Genomic DNA, 15,562 nt, shown 5'->3' on the forward strand with positions numbered 1-15,562 from the left:
ACCTCTCAGAATCGACGTGGATGATCGCTGACATGGCTGAGGTAACCGTTCTTGCAGTTGGCGGCACCGGCGAATCCCACGTCGGCGACCACGGCGCCCGTGTGCGCGGACTCCTCAGTGCCGTCACCGACGAACTCGACAGTCGATTCGATTCTCGCTGGGTCGCTTATCCCGCATCGTACGGTCCGGTCGCCGACGGTGGCCTGAGCTTTCGGCACAGCACCGCGATGGGTGTGAAGGCCCTCACCGCCGAAATCGCACAGACAGACGGCCCGGTCATGCTGATCGGATACTCACAGGGATGCACCGTGATCCGCTCGGCTCTTCCGACGCTGAACCGCGCCAACATCATCGGAGTCGGACTGATCTCCGATCCTCAACAACCGGCAGGCGTGATCGAAGGTTGTGAGGGACACGGAGTTGCCGGCGACGGACCCGAGATCCAGCCGTGGATTCCGGTCAAGTGGATCGGGCACCCGCAGGACATGATCTGTAATGCCAGCGACGACAGCTACATTCGCGACATCGCAGACTTGACGCGCTGGATGTCCTTCTCGCAGGCACGCGTGTGGGCAGGAAAGGTTTGGGAACTACTTCGTAGCAATGCTTTCCAGAATGCGCAGAAGACTCGTTTCAGTCCGAAACAGTGGCGTACCGATCTACGACGTATTCGCACCGCGTTCCTCGAAGTACTTGGTTACCTGCCGACGAAGTTGAACCTGAACCGATTTCAGCTCAAGAACCCTCGCGGCGGTAGACACATCAGCTACGCGATCGAACCTCTCGACGAGAGCGGACTGACCGGGTGTGAGCTTCTGGCGTCGTGGATGAAGGTCCACGCGAGCGGCGTCGGGCAGCGCATTCACGCGGCCTGACCTTTACCGTTAGTTTACCTAACGAACCCCGGCGAGCCATTCGACGCCTCTACGTTCCTTTCATGCAACTGAGCAGAATATTGTCGTGTGCCGCCGTGACCGTCGCACTCCCCCTCACCGCCCTGGCGGCCCCGGCCGGCGCATCGCCAACCGGCAGTCTCGACTGGTCCGGTTCGTTCGGTAGTTCAGCGCCCCAGCCGGTTTCGACGTTCGACGTCCAAGCCCACCGCGGCGGGCTCGGCCTGTACACGGAAAGCAGCCTGGCCGCGTTCGCGAATGCCCTCGAAATGGGCGTCAGCACACTGGAGCTCGATACACAGATCACCGAGGACGGGATCGCTGTCGTCACGCACGATCGCAAGATCTCGAACAAGAAATGCCTCGACACCGAGCCCGCAACTGCGGGTGACCCGGAGTTCCCGTACGTCGGCAAATTCGTCAACACGCTGAGCCTGCAGCAGATCAAGACCATGGACTGCGGCACTCTCCCCCTTGCCGGATACCCTGAGCAGCAGAATGTTCCGGGAGCGAAAATGCAGACGCTCGAAGAAGTGCTTGCCCTGGTGAAGTCGTACAACGCACCCGGAATCAAGCTCAATATCGAGACCAAGGTGGAAGCGGGAGCGCCTCACGAGACCGCCCCGCGTGAGCAGTTCGTCTCTGTTGTCCTCGATACGATCCGGGCAGCCGGATTGTTGGACAGCGTCACCATTCAGAGCTTCGACTGGGGCTCGCTCATGCTCACCCGTCAACTCGCGCCGAGTGTGCCTGTCGTCGCGCTCACCAATGGCGACTTTCTCCAGGTAGGCAAGGACGGAGTATCACCGTGGCTCGGCGGTCTGGACATCGATGATTTCGGTGGCGACGGCATCGCGGCGGTAGCAACCTTTGGTGCCTCCGCCTACTCCCCCGTCCAAGGAACTCCGCAGGGCGGAAAGGTCGGGGATCCCGGTTTCACCCTCTATCCGACAGCCGACATGATCGCGAGCGCACATGCGCGTGGCATGAAGGTCATCCCGTGGACCGTCGATGATCCCGCCACCATGCACGCCCTGATCGACCTCGGTGTCGACGGGATCATCACCGACTACCCCAATCGTCTCCGAGCCGTTCTGGCCGAGCGAGGCATGCCACTACCTGCACCTGCGGTCAAGAAGTAGCCTCCACCGCGCACCGAAGCAGGTACCTGAACAGGTACTACGGCCGATGTCCCCGGGGTCCCGTCGGCCGCATCCTGGACAGGTACTTGCTCGGGTGATCGGAGGTGAATTCTGATGATGTCTTTGAAGGATCAGTTGGACAACTGCGAATACCTACTTGCCGACGCGGAAATGGCCGGCGACTGGAATGCTGTCCGGCGATTCAGGGAATACCGGCTCAGACTCGTTCGACAACTGTGCAGGCAAAGGGCCGCCGGCCTCTGCGCCTAGAGGCCCGACCTCAACCGTATCTGAGCTGGTCCCTCTGGGCGGTTACGATCCGCCGTCGCCCGAGTCACAGTCGGGTGCTCTCACCAATTGAGCTACAGAAGGTATGGCCCGCAGTGCTTTTCGACTGCGATCTTTCTCTGCCGAACCATACGGGCCCGCATCTCGTCCGCGCTACTGATTTTCGAGTAGACGATCTACACCGACCACCGCTGTGAGTTCGGTTTCCGCGTCCCCGCGGGGACGTCCCCGTCGAGGCCACACCGAATCACCGCTGACCAGTAGTCGATGGGATGATGACCTGCGTGTCCATGTCCCCACCGCTGCCCGTCAAGAACGGGGTTGGCCCGACGCGCCTACGCATCCCGCTCTCTGGGCCGTGGGCGACGATCGCCGAGTACGTCGTGGCCAAGTTCGACCATCTGGACGCCGAGAACCTGTATCGGCGGTTCGACGACGGCGAGTTCGTGGGTATCGACGGCCAGTCGCTCTGCCGGAGCACAGAACTCAGTGCGCACCGGTTCGTCTGGTACTACCGCGAGTTGCCGGCGGAGGACCCGGTGCCGTTCCACGAAGAGATCCTGCACATCGACGACGATCTCGTCGTCATCGACAAGCCACATTTTCTCCCGACCACCCCCAGCGGGCGCTACCTGCGCGAGTCGGCACTAGTCCGACTGCGCGTCCGCCTCGACAACCCAGATCTGACTCCGATCCATAGACTCGACCGCGGCACCGCAGGCGTGGTGATGTTCTCGGCCCGCCCCGCGACGCGCGGCGCGTATCAGTCACTGTTCGAGAAGCGTCAGGTCACGAAGGTCTACGAGGCGGTGTCGGCGCGACCCACCCGGCGGGGCCAGGATTCACCAGCGCTCGACGTCCCTCTCGTTTACCGCAACCACATCGAAGCTCGACGCGGCGAGTTGCGAGTCGTCGTCGACGACAGCCGTGAACCCAACTCCGAGACCATGATCGAGGCACGAGGGACGGGCGTGAGCGCCTCCGGACGTGCTGTGCTGCACACGGTTCTACGTCCGCGCTCCGGACGGATGCACCAGTTGCGGGTGCATCTGGCGGCTCTCGGCGCCGGGATCCTGGGCGACCGGCGATACCCCGACCTGCTTCCCGACGCCCCGGACGATCATTCTCTCCCACTCCAATTGCTCGCGAGGGAACTCGAATTCACCGACCCGCTGTCGGGGAAAGCGCGGCGGTTCGTCACCCGTCGGACGCTCAGCGAGATGCCCGTGGGGTGACGACCAGAAGCCGCGGATTTAGACGTTGAAGCGGAACTCCACCACATCGCCGTCGGCCATGACGTATTCCTTGCCCTCCATGCGGACCTTGCCGGCAGCCTTGGCTGCGGCCATGGAACCCGCCTCGACGAGATCGTCGAAGGACACGATTTCAGCCTTGATGAAGCCACGCTCGAAGTCGGTGTGAATGACGCCGGCAGCCTGGGGAGCGGTGTCACCCTTGTGGATGGTCCAGGCGCGAGCTTCCTTCGGACCAGCCGTCAGGTAGGTCTGCAGCCCGAGAGTGTGGAAGCCGGTGCGAGCGAGAGCGTGCAGGCCCGGCTCGGTCTGACCGATCGAGTCGAGCATTTCCTGGCGATCTTCCTCGTCCAGCTCGAGCAGTTCCTGCTCGACCTTCGCATCGAGGAACACGGCATCGGCCGGAGCGACGGAAGCGCGCAGTTCCGCGACCTTCGCCTCGTCGGTGAGCACCGACTCGTCAGCGTTGAAGACGTAGAGGAAAGGCTTGGTGGTGAGCAGGCTCAGCTCACGCAGCAACGAGAAGTCGAGCTTGTCCTTGACGCTGAAAAGCGTCGTGCCCTCGTTGAGGAATGCCTGAGCCTTGAGCGCCTCGTCGTGGGCCGGCTTGAGCTCCTTGTTCTTGCGAGCTTCCTTGTCCAGACGCGGGAGAGCCTTCTCGAGAGTCTGCATGTCGGCGATCACGAGCTCGGTCTCGATGACCTCGATGTCCGAGGCCGGGTCGACCTTGCCGTCGACGTGGATGACGTCGTCGTCGGCGAAGACGCGAACTACCTGGCAGATGGCGTCCGCTTCACGGATGTTGGCCAGGAACTTATTACCCAGGCCTGCGCCCTCGGACGCTCCCTTGACGATGCCGGCAATGTCGACGAACGACACGGTCGCGGGGAGGATGCGCTCGGAGCCGAAGATCTCGGCGAGCTTCTGCAGCCGCGGATCGGGCAGCTCGACCAGACCGACGTTGGGTTCGATGGTCGCGAACGGGTAGTTCGCTGCCAACACGTCGTTGTTGGTCAGTGCATTGAAAAGGGTGGACTTGCCGACGTTGGGCAGTCCGACGATTCCGAGGGTAAGGCTCACGGTCTGTGGATTCTACGGCCTCGCAGCGACGTGACGGGTACTCGCCCCACCGTCACGTCGCGGCAGGTGATCAGTTGTAGGTATACGAATCGACGGACGACACGATCGCAACCAGGAAGATGACGTAGAACGCGATGAACAGCACCCAGCAGATCACGGCTATGAGGAGCGAGATCTGACCGAGCTTCTTCACCCGCTCGGACGCGTACTGCGCGCCCTGGTGATCGCCCATCGCCCACTTCGGGTAGATGTCGTGGAGATGATTGAACGCGGCGAACGCGATAGGCCAGAAGAACAGGATCGACGCGACGGCCCATCCCGCGTTGGACTTCGGCGGACCGTACTGAGGCGCCGCGTACGTGGGAGCGGCCCTGTACTGCTGGGTCGCGCTGTACTGCTGACCGGTCGGATACTGCTGTCCGGCTGAGTACTGCGGGTCGGTCGGGTACTGCTGGCCCGTCGGATACTCCTGGCCTGCTGAATATTGCTGACCGGCTGAATACTGCTGGCCCGCCGGATACTGCTGTTCCTTCGGATACTGCTGCTCCTTCGGGTCCTGCGGGTCGGTCGGATATTGCGGTTCGGTCATCATTCCCCCAGAGAGTCGGATTCGGTTCTCTATCGCAGAACCTAGTGGAGACTTACCGCTGCCGTGTCACAGTGAGCGCCTACGCTCTCGAGGTGACTCGGATGCTGATCGTGCTCTTGATATGGATAGTGGGTCTCGGCACCGCCGCGCTCGCAATTGTCGCCTCGCCCGGATGGTGGGTGATCGCTGTCGTCACACTCGCGCTGGCGGCGATGGGCACCTACGACCTCACTCAGAAGTCCCACAGCATCCTCCGTAACTATCCGGTCCTGGGGCACGCGCGATTCCTCCTCGAGAAGATTCGACCCGAGATCCAGCAGTACTTCGTCGAATCATCCACCGATGGAATGCCATTCGATCGCGAAACGCGAGATCTGGTTTACGAGCGGGCAAAGGGAACACTGGCGGAAGAGCCCTTCGGGACCGAGCGCGACGTCAATGCGATCGGCTACGAGTTCATGACGCATTCGATTCGCGCACGGACCGCCCCCGACACCGTTCCCCGAGTTCGCCTCGGCGGACGCGATTGCACGAAGCCGTACGACATCGCTCTCTTGAACGTCTCCGCGATGAGCTTCGGGTCGTTGTCCGCCAACGCAATCGAGGCCCTCAACGCCGGCGCAGCCAAAGGCGGTTTCGCTCACGACACCGGTGAAGGCGCGATCAGTCCGTATCACCGCAAACACGGCGGCGATCTGATCTGGGAAATCGCTTCGGGATACTTCGGATGCCGGACCGAGGACGGCCGATTCGATCCTGACCGTTTTGCCGAGCGTGCCGGCCTCGATCAGGTGAAGGCCATTTCGATCAAGCTCTCGCAAGGTGCGAAACCCGGTTTGGGGGGCGTGCTTCCCGGAGTCAAGGTCTCCCCCGAGATCGCCGAAACCCGCGGGGTACCCGTCGGCCAGACCGTGATTTCGCCACCCGCGCACACCGCGTTCAGCACCCCGGTCGAACTGGTCGATTTCATCGCGGCCCTGCGAAAACTGTCGGGAGGCAAGCCGGTCGGGATGAAACTGTGTGTCGGCTCGCGTCGTGAATTCCTCGGAATCTGCAAGGCGATGATCGAACGCGGTATCACGCCCGACTTCATCATCGTGGACGGTTCCGAAGGCGGCACCGGCGCAGGTCCGGTGGAGTTCGAGGACCACATGGGCATGCCGTTGACCGAGGGCCTGATGCTGGTGCACAACGCTCTGGTGGGAACTGGTTTGCGCCCTCTCGTGAAAGTCGGCGCTTCCGGAAAGGTGGCAAGCGGTTCCGACATCGTCAAACGCATCATCCAGGGCGCAGACTTCACGATGGCGGCCCGCGCAATGATGTTCGCAGTGGGCTGTATTCAGGCCCAGATGTGCCACACCAACCGCTGCCCGGTCGGCGTTGCCACTCAGGATCCGGCACGCACCCGCGCACTCGACATCCCCGACAAGAGCGAGCGCGTCTACCGCTTCCAGAAGGCAACCGTCGCCAGCGCACAACAGATGATCGCGTCGATGGGCATCGATTCCTTCGACCAACTGCAACCGGGAATGCTCAACCGCCGCGTCGACGGTCTCACCACTCGCACCTATGCCGACCTGTTCGACTGGCTGATGCCGGGCGAACTGCTCGACTCCCCGCCGCAGAGCTGGCTCACCGATTGGATCGACGCCGACGCTCACCGATTCTGACGTCGGTCGACTCCCGCGTTTCAGATCGCGCGGATTCACCCTTCTGGTCCTACAGTGACAGATGGCCCGCTGTGACGGCGGCCACACGTGCACTAGTGGACGGAGTTCGACGATGAGCTTGACGACTGCGCCGGAACCAAATGTCGAGTACCTGAAAACCGATCCTGACCTGCCACCTGTCGGCGTCATCGACAAAACACCCATCTCCACGACTGCGCGCGTCGTCTTCCTTGTTCTCGGACTGGTCGGCGCGGGCGCCTGGTACATGATTGCGATCGTCCGCGGTGAACACATCAGCGCTGTGTGGTTCGTGTTGGCCGCAATCTGTACCTATCTGATCGCCTACCGCTTCTATGCGCGGTTGATCGAACGCAAGATCGTCAAGCCCCGCGACGACGTCGCAACTCCCGCCGAAATCATGGAGAACGGCGCCGACTACATGCCGACCGACCGTCGGGTGCTGTTCGGTCACCACTTCGCGGCAATCGCCGGTGCCGGTCCCCTGGTCGGACCCGTGTTGGCCGCGCAGATGGGATATCTTCCGGGAACGATCTGGATCATCGTCGGCGTCGTGTTCGCCGGGGCGGTGCAGGACTTCATGGTCCTGTGGATCTCGTCGAAGCGCCGCGGGCGCAGCCTCGGTCAGATGGCCCGCGAAGAACTCGGCCTTGTCGGCGGCGTCGCCGCACTGATCGGCGTGTTCGTCATCATGATCATCCTCATCGCGGTGCTCGGACTTGTGGTCGTCAATGCGCTCGCCGAGTCCCCGTGGGGAGTGTTCTCGATCGCGATGACCATCCCCATCGCGCTGTTCATGGGCGTGTACCTGCGGTATCTGCGGCCGGGCAAGGTTTCCGAGGTCTCCCTGATCGGCGTCGTCCTGCTTCTCCTGGCCATCGTCTCCGGCGGATGGGTTGCCGATACCGGTTGGGGCGCAGACTGGTTCACACTCTCGAAGGTCACCATCGCGTGGCTGATGATCGCGTACGGATTCGCCGCATCGGTGCTGCCGGTCTGGCTGCTCCTGGCACCGCGCGACTACCTGTCGACGTTCATGAAGGTCGGCACCATCGCGCTGCTGGCCATCGGAATTCTGGTCGCACGACCCGCGCTGAACATGCCGGCAGTGACGCCGTTCGCCTCCAACGGAGAAGGCCCGGCCTTTGCCGGTTCACTGTTCCCGTTCCTGTTCATCACCATTGCCTGTGGCGCACTCTCGGGCTTCCACGCACTGATCGCGTCCGGTACGACGCCGAAGCTGCTCGAGAAGGAAAGCCAGACCAAGATGATCGGGTACGGCGGCATGCTGACCGAATCGTTTGTCGCGATCATGGCTCTGGTCACCGCCTGCATCCTCGATCAGCACCTGTACTTCGCACTCAACGCTCCCGCGGCACTGACCGGTGGAACACCGGAAACCGCAGCCGAATACGTCAACAATCTGCCCCTCGGCACTGCCCCCATCACACCGGACGTGCTGACTCAGGCAGCCGAGGCCGTCGGCGAAGAATCGATCATCTCGCGAACCGGCGGCGCCCCGACGCTCGCGTTCGGAATGTCCGAAGTGCTCAGCGACGTCTTCGGCGGCGACTCGCTGAAATCGTTCTGGTACCACTTCGCGATCATGTTCGAGGCGCTCTTCATCCTCACCACGATCGATGCCGGCACCCGCGTCGCTCGATTCATGCTCTCCGACTCGCTCGGCAACTTCGGCGGTCCGGCGAAGAAGTTCAAGGACCCGTCGTGGCGCATCGGCGCGTGGCTGTGCTCGCTGATCGTCGTCGCTGCCTGGGGCGCGATTCTGCTCATGGGTGTCACCGATCCGCTGGGCGGAATCAACACACTCTTCCCGCTCTTCGGCATCGCCAACCAGCTACTCGCCGCGATCGCACTGACGGTGGTCATGACGATCGTCATGAAAAAGGGCCTGTTCAAATGGGCCTGGATTCCCGGCGTGCCGCTGGTGTGGGACCTGGTCGTAACCATGACCGCGTCGTACCAGAAGATCTTCTCCGACAACCCCGCGATCGGGTACTGGGCTCAGCACAACGTGTTCAAGGACGCGAAGGCTGCCGGCGAGACGGCGCACGGTTCCGCGAAGACTCCGGAGGCCATCGATGCCGTCATTCGCAACACCTTCATCCAGGGCACGTTGTCGATCATCTTCGCGTCACTGGTGATCGTCGTGGTCATCGCCGGGATCATCGTATGTGCCAAGGCAATCCGAGCGGGCGGGCTGCCGACCACCGAGTCCCCGGAAGAACCGTCGAAAATCTTCGGACCCGCCAGCTTCATTCCGACGCCCGCGGAGAAGGAAATCCAGAAAGAATGGGACGAGCTGATCAAAGCCGGGAAAGTCCGGGCGCCCGGCGCCGCACACGGAGGTGGGCACTGACCATGACGACGGCGACCATGACGGCAAAACTCACCACAGCGTTCCGCGGAACGCTGTGGTGGGTTCGCTCGGTGATGGGTGATCTCGACTATCAGCGCTACGTCGAGCACACCCGACGCCACCACGCCGACTCACCGGTGATCAGCGAACGAGAGTTCTGGCGCCGCCGACACGCAGCAGCCGACGCCAACCCAGGCGCCCGCTGCTGCTGAATCCGGTCAGGGGCAGGTGGCCTTCGCGAGTTCGTAAATGTGGCCGGCCTGCTCGTCGGTGGGCTTGTTGCCGTTGTTCTCGGCCAGGTCGGTGATCTTGGTCTTGACCTCCGCCTCGTCCGTGCCGTTGGCGACCTCGGTACACGTGGTCGTCAAGATCTCCTCGATGTCTGCGTCGTCGCGGTTCTCCGCCAACGGTGCGTAAGCCCCACGGAACGTGGCGACGAACAGCGCCGTCTTGCCCTGATCGATGGCGTTGCCCGCTGACTGTTTCGCCGTCTCGAGCGCCTGTTGCCCGCTCGTGACTGCCTCGCTGATCTTGTTCTGCGCGTTGTCCTGATCCTCGGTGCTACACGCGGTGAGCCCGAGAACGACGATTGCTGCTGCCCCGACTGCTGCTGCGATTCTCATGACGGAAATGTTAGTCCGATCAGCATGCTTCAAAACACAGTATTGCAGCGCAACACACGAGTTATCGCATGCAGTCGTTACGATCAGCTCAGCTAGATCACCGGATTCGCACATCGGCGAGGAGATCCCTGCGCCGACGGAAAGGACGATCAGTGAGCGAGCAAGACAAGGGGACGTCCGCAGGGGTGCGCAAGCGCGACCGCGGCGAGATCATCGGGCAAGGGGGTATGTGGCTCGCAAAATGGTCGTTGGTGTTGGCGTCGATTTCGCTGGGCGCCTGGATTTTCGGCTGGCTGATCGAAAAGCTCTGGGTCATCATCCTGCCGGTGGCTCTGGCTATCGTTGTTGCGACAGTCATGTGGCCGCCGACCCGCGGCATGATCAAGCGCGGTATGCCACCGGCCGCGGCAGCCGGCATCACCCTGGTGCTCTCGATCGGAATCCTGGCCGGTGTGATCGCAGGCATCGTTCCGTCAGTGGTCAGCCAGGCCCCCGAGCTCGCGAACAAGACCACCGAGGGCATCAACCAGGTTCAGGACTGGCTCCAGGGTCCGCCGCTGAACCTGAAGGACGACCAGATCGACAACGCCGTCCATGCCGTCATCACCAAGGTGCAGGAAAGTGGAACCGCCATCGCTTCAGGCGTTTTCAGCGGCGTGAGCACAGCGAGCTCGTTGTTGGTCACGCTCGGTTTGGTCCTGATTCTCGCTTTCTTCTTCATCAAGGACGGACCGAGGTTCATCCCCTGGCTCCACGCTGTCGGCGGCGGCCGTGCCGGTCGGCATCTCGAAGAGGTCCTCACCCGCATGTGGGACACGCTCGGCGGATTCATCAGGACACAAGCACTGGTGAGTCTGATCGACGCGGTCTTCATCGGCGCCGGATTGCTGATACTCGGGGTCCCGCTGGCACCGGTGCTGGCAATTCTCACGTTCATCGGTGGCTTCATCCCGATCGTCGGTGCCTTTGTCGCCGGCGCCCTGGCCGTGTTGGTTGCGCTGGTGGCCAACGGTCTCACCACCGCCATCATCGTGTTGATCATCATCCTGGCCGTTCAGCAGATCGAAGGAAACGTCCTTCAGCCTGTGCTGCAGAGCAAGTCGATGAAACTCCACGCCGTCATCGTGCTGCTTGCCGTGGCCGCCGGTAGCTCGCTGTACGGCATCGTCGGCGCCTTCCTCGCAGTGCCCGTCGCCGCTGTGGCAGCAGTTGTCATCCGGTACATCGGCGAGCAGATCGACGAACGCGCAAGCGACAACGAGCCGATGCCCGCCGGCGATGCGTCGGACATCCTCGAGGATCAAGACGACGACGCCGAGTCAGAGGTAGAGAACGAAAAGGCCTGATCAGCCCGCGATCACCTTCACCGAGGAGCCTGCACGTCCGCGAATGACGTGCAGGCGACTCGGGATTCGCTGCCTCATCTCGTCCACGTGACTGACGATGCCCACCACTCGTCCACCGTCGCGAAGCTCGTCCAACACAGCCATCACCGAGTCGAGGGTGTCGGCGTCGAGAGTGCCGAATCCTTCGTCGATGAACATCGTGTCGAGAACGATTCCGCCGGACTCCGCCGCAACCACATCGGCAAGTCCGAGGGCCAAAGACAATGACGCCAAGAATGATTCACCGCCCGAGAGCGTCTTCGCCGAGCGAACGACACCCGTGAAGTCGTCCCGGATGTCGAGCCCCAGACCGCCGCGGCGACCCCGAGAACCTGCCTCGTCACTGTGCACGAACTCGTATCTGCCCCCGGACATCCGCTGCAGCCGAACCGATGCCGACACCGCGATCTCTTCCAACCGCGACGCGAGTACATAAGCCCTCAGCGACATCTTGCGACTGTTCTGCCCTTTACCGGCGATCACGTCGGCGAGGCCAGCGAGTTCGTCGTGCAGTTCCCGCTCAGGTGCAACCGCTTCGTATGCTTTCTCGAGTTGTCCGCTGAACCGTTCGAGATCCGACACACGGTTCTCGGCCAGGGAAGCAGCTGCAACAGCCGAGTTCACCACCTCGGCGCACTGAAGAGCACGCTCGCGAGGACCGTCGACGTCGACTGTCTCGACTTCGCTCACCGCAACGACCTCGGGGTCGTCGAGGACCGTCCGAGCGGCCACCTCGAGGTCGCGTGCCTTGGCGAGTTCCGTTTCGATCGCCGCGATTCGGGCCGGCGATCTCACCCCTTCGATCGCAGCCTCGACCGAATCGAATCCAGCAGCGGCCGCCGCAGCGGCCAGTTTGGTCGACAGTTCCGCCGATCGCGCCTGCGCACGAACGGCGTCGTCACGCATCTCAGACGCCGCCGAGGCAGCGGAGGCAAGCCTTTCGAACCGCGAGCGCTGAGCAGCGATGGTCGAATCTTCTCCCACCGCAGCGACGATCGCCGCTCGAATCTGCTCGACCGCGGCCGACAGAGTCGTCGTACGCTCGGTCAGTGCCGCCAATTCGGCCGTCAGAGAAGCGGATTCCTGTTGCAGCTCGCCGTCACGCTCGTTGAGATGCCCGAGCTTGTCGGCCAACCCTCCAACCTGACCGGCAGAGTGGGTCGCCTCGTCAACGGCGTTCCGAGCCGCGGCGCGGAGCCTGTCGAGTTCTGCGACGTCGCCGTCCCCGCCGCGGGCGATCACCCGGTCGATGTCACGGTCGACGGTTACCTGGCGGTCGACTACCTTGCTCAGGGCTTTCTCAGCCGCACGCTCGGCTGCGGACGCGACTTCCAGATCGGGCTCGGTGACCGTCACGACATCAGACTGCGCCGGCGCAGGGTGTTCACGCGAACCACACACCTGGCATGGGTCACCGGGCGCGAGTGAACTCGCCAACTCCGCAGCCATGCCCTCGATACGCTTCTGCACGAGGTCGAGCCAGCGCCCGCGAGCACTCTGATGGGCGTCGCGCGCATCCAACACCTGCACACGAATCTTCTCGGCTTGCGTACGCAGAGAGACGAATTCATGACCCGCTGCCGCAGCATCCGATGCTTTGGCCAGTGCAGCTTCGAGGCCGGGCAGAGCCGCGTGCGCGCGTTGCGCATCCTCCAGCCGTTGGCCGGCCGAGCGCACCATTTCTGGCAGTTGAGTGCGTTCAACCGCGATGGCATCGATGCGCTCGGACAGAGCGTCTCGCCGAACTCCGAGTTTCTCGATCTCGGCTTCTGCCGCATCGGCTCTGCGAGCATCCTCCGCCATTGCGTCCAGGCGAACGATCTCGTCACGCCAGGTCCGGATCCGAGCTACGACGCGTTGACGCTCGTCGTCGGTGGGTGGCCACACCTCCGGCACGAAAATCTCCGGACCGCCCGTTGCGGAGTAGGTCGACATCGCTGCGGTCATCGATTCGAGTGCGGCAGCGAGGTGCAAGCCGGCAGCGTCCACATCGCCGGCGACAGCGGCCACCGGCAGTGCGCGCTTGGCGGTCTCGAGTTCAGCGCCGATCACAGCTCTTTGGGCGGTGCCCGTATTGAATGCTGCGAGTTCAGCGGTCGCACGATTACGGCGAGCGACCAGATCTGCGGTTCGCTGCGCAACGGTGAGCACCCGATTAGCCTCGGCTGCTGCATCTTTCGCGGTCACCAGCTCCGCAAGACTTGTATCGCGGGTGTCCTGAGCCTCGGCGAGGAGTTTGCGCGACCATTCCAGTGGGTGTGCCTCGGCGCCTACCTCGAGTCCCGCAGCTGTCTCGACCTTCGCGAGCAGCAGCCGCACGGATTGCTCCCTTGCCGCGAGCGCGGTCGCACTTGCCTTTCGCTTGGCGTCGAACCATGCCTCGACGGAGACAAAACGCTTGGTGTCGAACAGACGCTCGAGCAGTTTGCCTCGCTCGTCACTCTCGGCACGCAGGAATTTGGCGAACTCACCCTGCGGCAAGAGCACCACCTGGAAGAACTGATCAGCGCTCATGCCCATGAGGCGGTTGATCTCGTCACCGATGTCAGGGATGCGCGAAAGATTCTCGCCGCGGCCGTCCAACCACGTCAGTGTGGCCTTTGCATTCTCTGTGATCGAACCGGTCCCGCGCTTCTTCGGACGCGAATACTCTGGACTACGAACAAGTTTGATTCTGCGACCACTGATGGTCGCTTCGAGTTCCACGCGCGGCACCGAACCGGCGGGCGCGTGATCGGACAACAATCGCTTGCCCTCGTTGCGCGCACCCGGCACCCGCCCGTACAGGGCGAACGCAACCGCGTCGAGGATCGTGGTCTTGCCTGCCCCGGTGTCACCGTGCAGAAGGAACAGCCCGTCTGCACCCAAACGGTCGAAGTCGACCTCGACCGTGTCGGCGAAGGGCCCGAAAGAGCTGACTTCGAGTTTGTGCAGCCTCACGCGGTTTCACTCAGTTCTACCGTGGACTCCTCGGCGCGCGCGGCAGCGCTGAGCGCTTCGGCCATCAACGTGACCTCCCGCTCGGACGGGTCACTACGCACGGCCGAGACAAAGCCACGGGCGATCTCCATGTCGGTTCGACCCCGTACCGCGTCGCGATACTTGAGATCCGATTGTCCTTCCGGCCTTTGCCATTCGAGGTGAACGGCAAAGGGGAAACGTGCCTGGAGCTGCCTCATGGCATCGACGGGACGAACCGGGTCGGTGAGCAAAGCGGAGACGTAGCACTGCTCGGAATCGGCGTACTTCGACTCGGTGAGAAGTTCCTCGAGAGTTCCCGTCACCTGGCTCAGCCCTCGAATCACCGGAAGATCGAGGCGCTGCACCGACGACAGACCGGCTGCGTCGAGTTCGATCAAAAGCGCAGCCTTGCGGTGGCTGCGCTCACCGAACGAATACGGCAACGGTGAACCTGAGTACCGCACACTCTCCGAGAGCATCTGCGGAGAATGCAGGTGTCCGAGGGCGACGTAGTCGACGCCGTCGAATTCGCCCACTGCGACGGTCTCCACTCCGCCGACCGAGATGGAGCGTTCCGATTCAGAGGCCTCACCGCCCACGACGAAGGCATGGGCGAGCAATACCGATCGAGTCGCGGGGTCGGCAGCCGTTCGTTCGGCGAGATCTCGCCGAACACGCGACATGGCCGCTCCGAGGATGTCGGAATGAGTACGAGCCCGGGGCACGCCCAACTCGACGCGCGTGATCTCCGGCTCGAGGTACGGAATCCCGTAAAAGGCGACAGGACCGAACTGATCGCTCAGCATCACCGGAGTACCGATCTGGCCGACGCGAGTGATCAAGTGCAAGCCGCCGGCAGCGGCAAAGGATGCCCCGGCTCCGAGCCGCACCGCGGAATCGTGATTGCCGGACGTCGCGACGATGACCGCCCCCGCCGCCCGGATTGCCTCGAAGCCTCGATTGCACACGGTGACCGCGTCGGAACTGGGAATCGAGCGGTCGTAGATGTCACCGGGCACGACCACGACGTCGACGCCGTGTTCGCGGACGGAATCTGCGATGGAACCGAGCACACTCGCCTGATCGGCCAACAGATCGACGCCGTGAAAGGTGCGACCTATATGCCAATCGGAGGTGTGCAGAATCTTCATGAATCCGACGGTAGAGCAGCCCACCGACACCGCCGATCTCCCACGCTGACGGCTTCGTCGGTGTGCCCCAACCCACGAGCGTCCGGTGACCCTGCACACAATCCGTCCGGTTCGTTTGACGAAGAACCCGAA

12 protein-coding genes and 1 tRNA gene are annotated in these 15,562 nt (G+C 62.9%); 7 read left to right on the forward strand and 6 right to left on the reverse strand.

All coding sequences use genetic code 11. The features are described from left to right. Nucleotides 1-32: 32 nt before the first annotated feature. Entirely contained in the window at nt 33-875 is an 843-nt protein-coding gene (locus tag A0W34_RS20315; RefSeq protein WP_037126338.1) for a PE-PPE domain-containing protein, read from the forward strand. A gap of 62 nt (nt 876-937) precedes the next feature. Further along, the gene (locus A0W34_RS20320) at nt 938-2,035 is read left to right on the forward strand and encodes a glycerophosphodiester phosphodiesterase family protein (RefSeq protein ID WP_198035664.1); all 1,098 of its coding nucleotides are present in this window, start codon (nt 938-940) and stop codon (nt 2,033-2,035) included. A 296-nt stretch (nt 2,036-2,331) separates the two neighbouring features. On the opposite strand, the gene A0W34_RS20325 is transcribed toward A0W34_RS20320, so the two are convergent. Beyond that, a tRNA-His gene (locus A0W34_RS20325) sits at nt 2,332-2,407 on the reverse strand. A gap of 188 nt (nt 2,408-2,595) precedes the next feature. Here A0W34_RS20325 and A0W34_RS20330 point away from each other — a divergent pair. Next, nucleotides 2,596-3,558, forward strand: a complete 963-nt coding sequence (locus A0W34_RS20330; RefSeq protein ID WP_081558171.1) for a pseudouridine synthase — start codon at nt 2,596-2,598, stop codon at nt 3,556-3,558. 18 nt (nt 3,559-3,576) lie between these two features. Here A0W34_RS20330 and ychF read toward each other — a convergent pair whose 3' ends face one another. Then, a complete protein-coding gene (gene ychF, locus A0W34_RS20335) occupies nt 3,577-4,656 on the reverse strand; it encodes a redox-regulated ATPase YchF (protein WP_030536245.1) in 1,080 nt (359 codons plus the stop codon). A gap of 70 nt (nt 4,657-4,726) precedes the next feature. Next, nucleotides 4,727-5,245, reverse strand: a complete 519-nt coding sequence (locus tag A0W34_RS20340; protein ID WP_442971940.1) for a CD225/dispanin family protein — start codon at nt 5,243-5,245, stop codon at nt 4,727-4,729. Nucleotides 5,246-5,337: 92 nt separating this feature from the next. Between A0W34_RS20340 and A0W34_RS20345 the strand changes: the two genes are divergently transcribed. From A0W34_RS20345 to A0W34_RS20355, 3 genes are all read left to right on the forward strand, one after another. After that, nucleotides 5,338-6,915, forward strand: coding sequence for an FMN-binding glutamate synthase family protein (locus A0W34_RS20345; RefSeq protein ID WP_081558846.1), 1,578 nt, complete (start codon nt 5,338-5,340; stop codon nt 6,913-6,915). A 112-nt stretch (nt 6,916-7,027) separates the two neighbouring features. After that, complete coding sequence (locus A0W34_RS20350) at nt 7,028-9,310, forward strand: carbon starvation CstA family protein (RefSeq protein WP_007726338.1); 2,283 nt, start codon at nt 7,028-7,030, stop codon at nt 9,308-9,310. A gap of 2 nt (nt 9,311-9,312) precedes the next feature. Beyond that, the gene (locus A0W34_RS20355) at nt 9,313-9,522 is read left to right on the forward strand and encodes a YbdD/YjiX family protein (RefSeq protein ID WP_003945213.1); all 210 of its coding nucleotides are present in this window, start codon (nt 9,313-9,315) and stop codon (nt 9,520-9,522) included. Nucleotides 9,523-9,528: 6 nt separating this feature from the next. Here the strand turns inward: A0W34_RS20355 and A0W34_RS20360 are convergent, their stop codons facing one another. Then, on the reverse strand, nt 9,529-9,933 hold the full coding sequence (locus tag A0W34_RS20360; RefSeq protein WP_003945253.1) for a hypothetical protein: 405 nt from the start codon (nt 9,931-9,933) through the stop codon (nt 9,529-9,531). A 152-nt stretch (nt 9,934-10,085) separates the two neighbouring features. On the opposite strand from A0W34_RS20360, the gene A0W34_RS20365 reads away from it, so the two are divergent. Further along, a complete protein-coding gene (locus A0W34_RS20365) occupies nt 10,086-11,279 on the forward strand; it encodes an AI-2E family transporter (RefSeq protein WP_081558173.1) in 1,194 nt (397 codons plus the stop codon). Here A0W34_RS20365 and A0W34_RS20370 read toward each other — a convergent pair whose 3' ends face one another. Both A0W34_RS20370 and A0W34_RS20375 read right to left on the reverse strand, forming a co-directional pair. Further along, nucleotides 11,280-14,258, reverse strand: a complete 2,979-nt coding sequence (locus tag A0W34_RS20370; protein WP_081558174.1) for an AAA family ATPase — start codon at nt 14,256-14,258, stop codon at nt 11,280-11,282. After that, nucleotides 14,255-15,430, reverse strand: coding sequence for an exonuclease SbcCD subunit D (locus tag A0W34_RS20375; RefSeq protein WP_064689303.1), 1,176 nt, complete (start codon nt 15,428-15,430; stop codon nt 14,255-14,257). The genes A0W34_RS20370 and A0W34_RS20375 overlap by 4 nt, the downstream gene beginning before the upstream one ends. Nucleotides 15,431-15,562: the final 132 nt, after the last annotated feature.

It is taken from the genome of Rhodococcus sp. BH4, assembly GCF_002079265.1.
GTDB lineage: Bacteria > Actinomycetota > Actinomycetes > Mycobacteriales > Mycobacteriaceae > Rhodococcus_F > Rhodococcus_F qingshengii.

Coding starts and splice junctions, on each gene's coding strand:
- A0W34_RS20315 (WP_037126338.1), top strand. CDS start 33: ATGGCTGAGGTAACCGTTCTTGCAGTTGGCGGCACCGGCGAATCCCAC.
- A0W34_RS20320 (WP_198035664.1), top strand. CDS start 938: ATGCAACTGAGCAGAATATTGTCGTGTGCCGCCGTGACCGTCGCACTC.
- A0W34_RS20330 (WP_081558171.1), top strand. CDS start 2,596: ATGATGACCTGCGTGTCCATGTCCCCACCGCTGCCCGTCAAGAACGGG.
- A0W34_RS20340 (WP_442971940.1), bottom strand. CDS start 5,245: ATGACCGAACCGCAATATCCGACCGACCCGCAGGACCCGAAGGAGCAG.
- A0W34_RS20350 (WP_007726338.1), top strand. CDS start 7,028: ATGAGCTTGACGACTGCGCCGGAACCAAATGTCGAGTACCTGAAAACC.
- A0W34_RS20355 (WP_003945213.1), top strand. CDS start 9,313: ATGACGACGGCGACCATGACGGCAAAACTCACCACAGCGTTCCGCGGA.
- A0W34_RS20360 (WP_003945253.1), bottom strand. CDS start 9,933: ATGAGAATCGCAGCAGCAGTCGGGGCAGCAGCAATCGTCGTTCTCGGG.
- A0W34_RS20375 (WP_064689303.1), bottom strand. CDS start 15,430: ATGAAGATTCTGCACACCTCCGATTGGCATATAGGTCGCACCTTTCAC.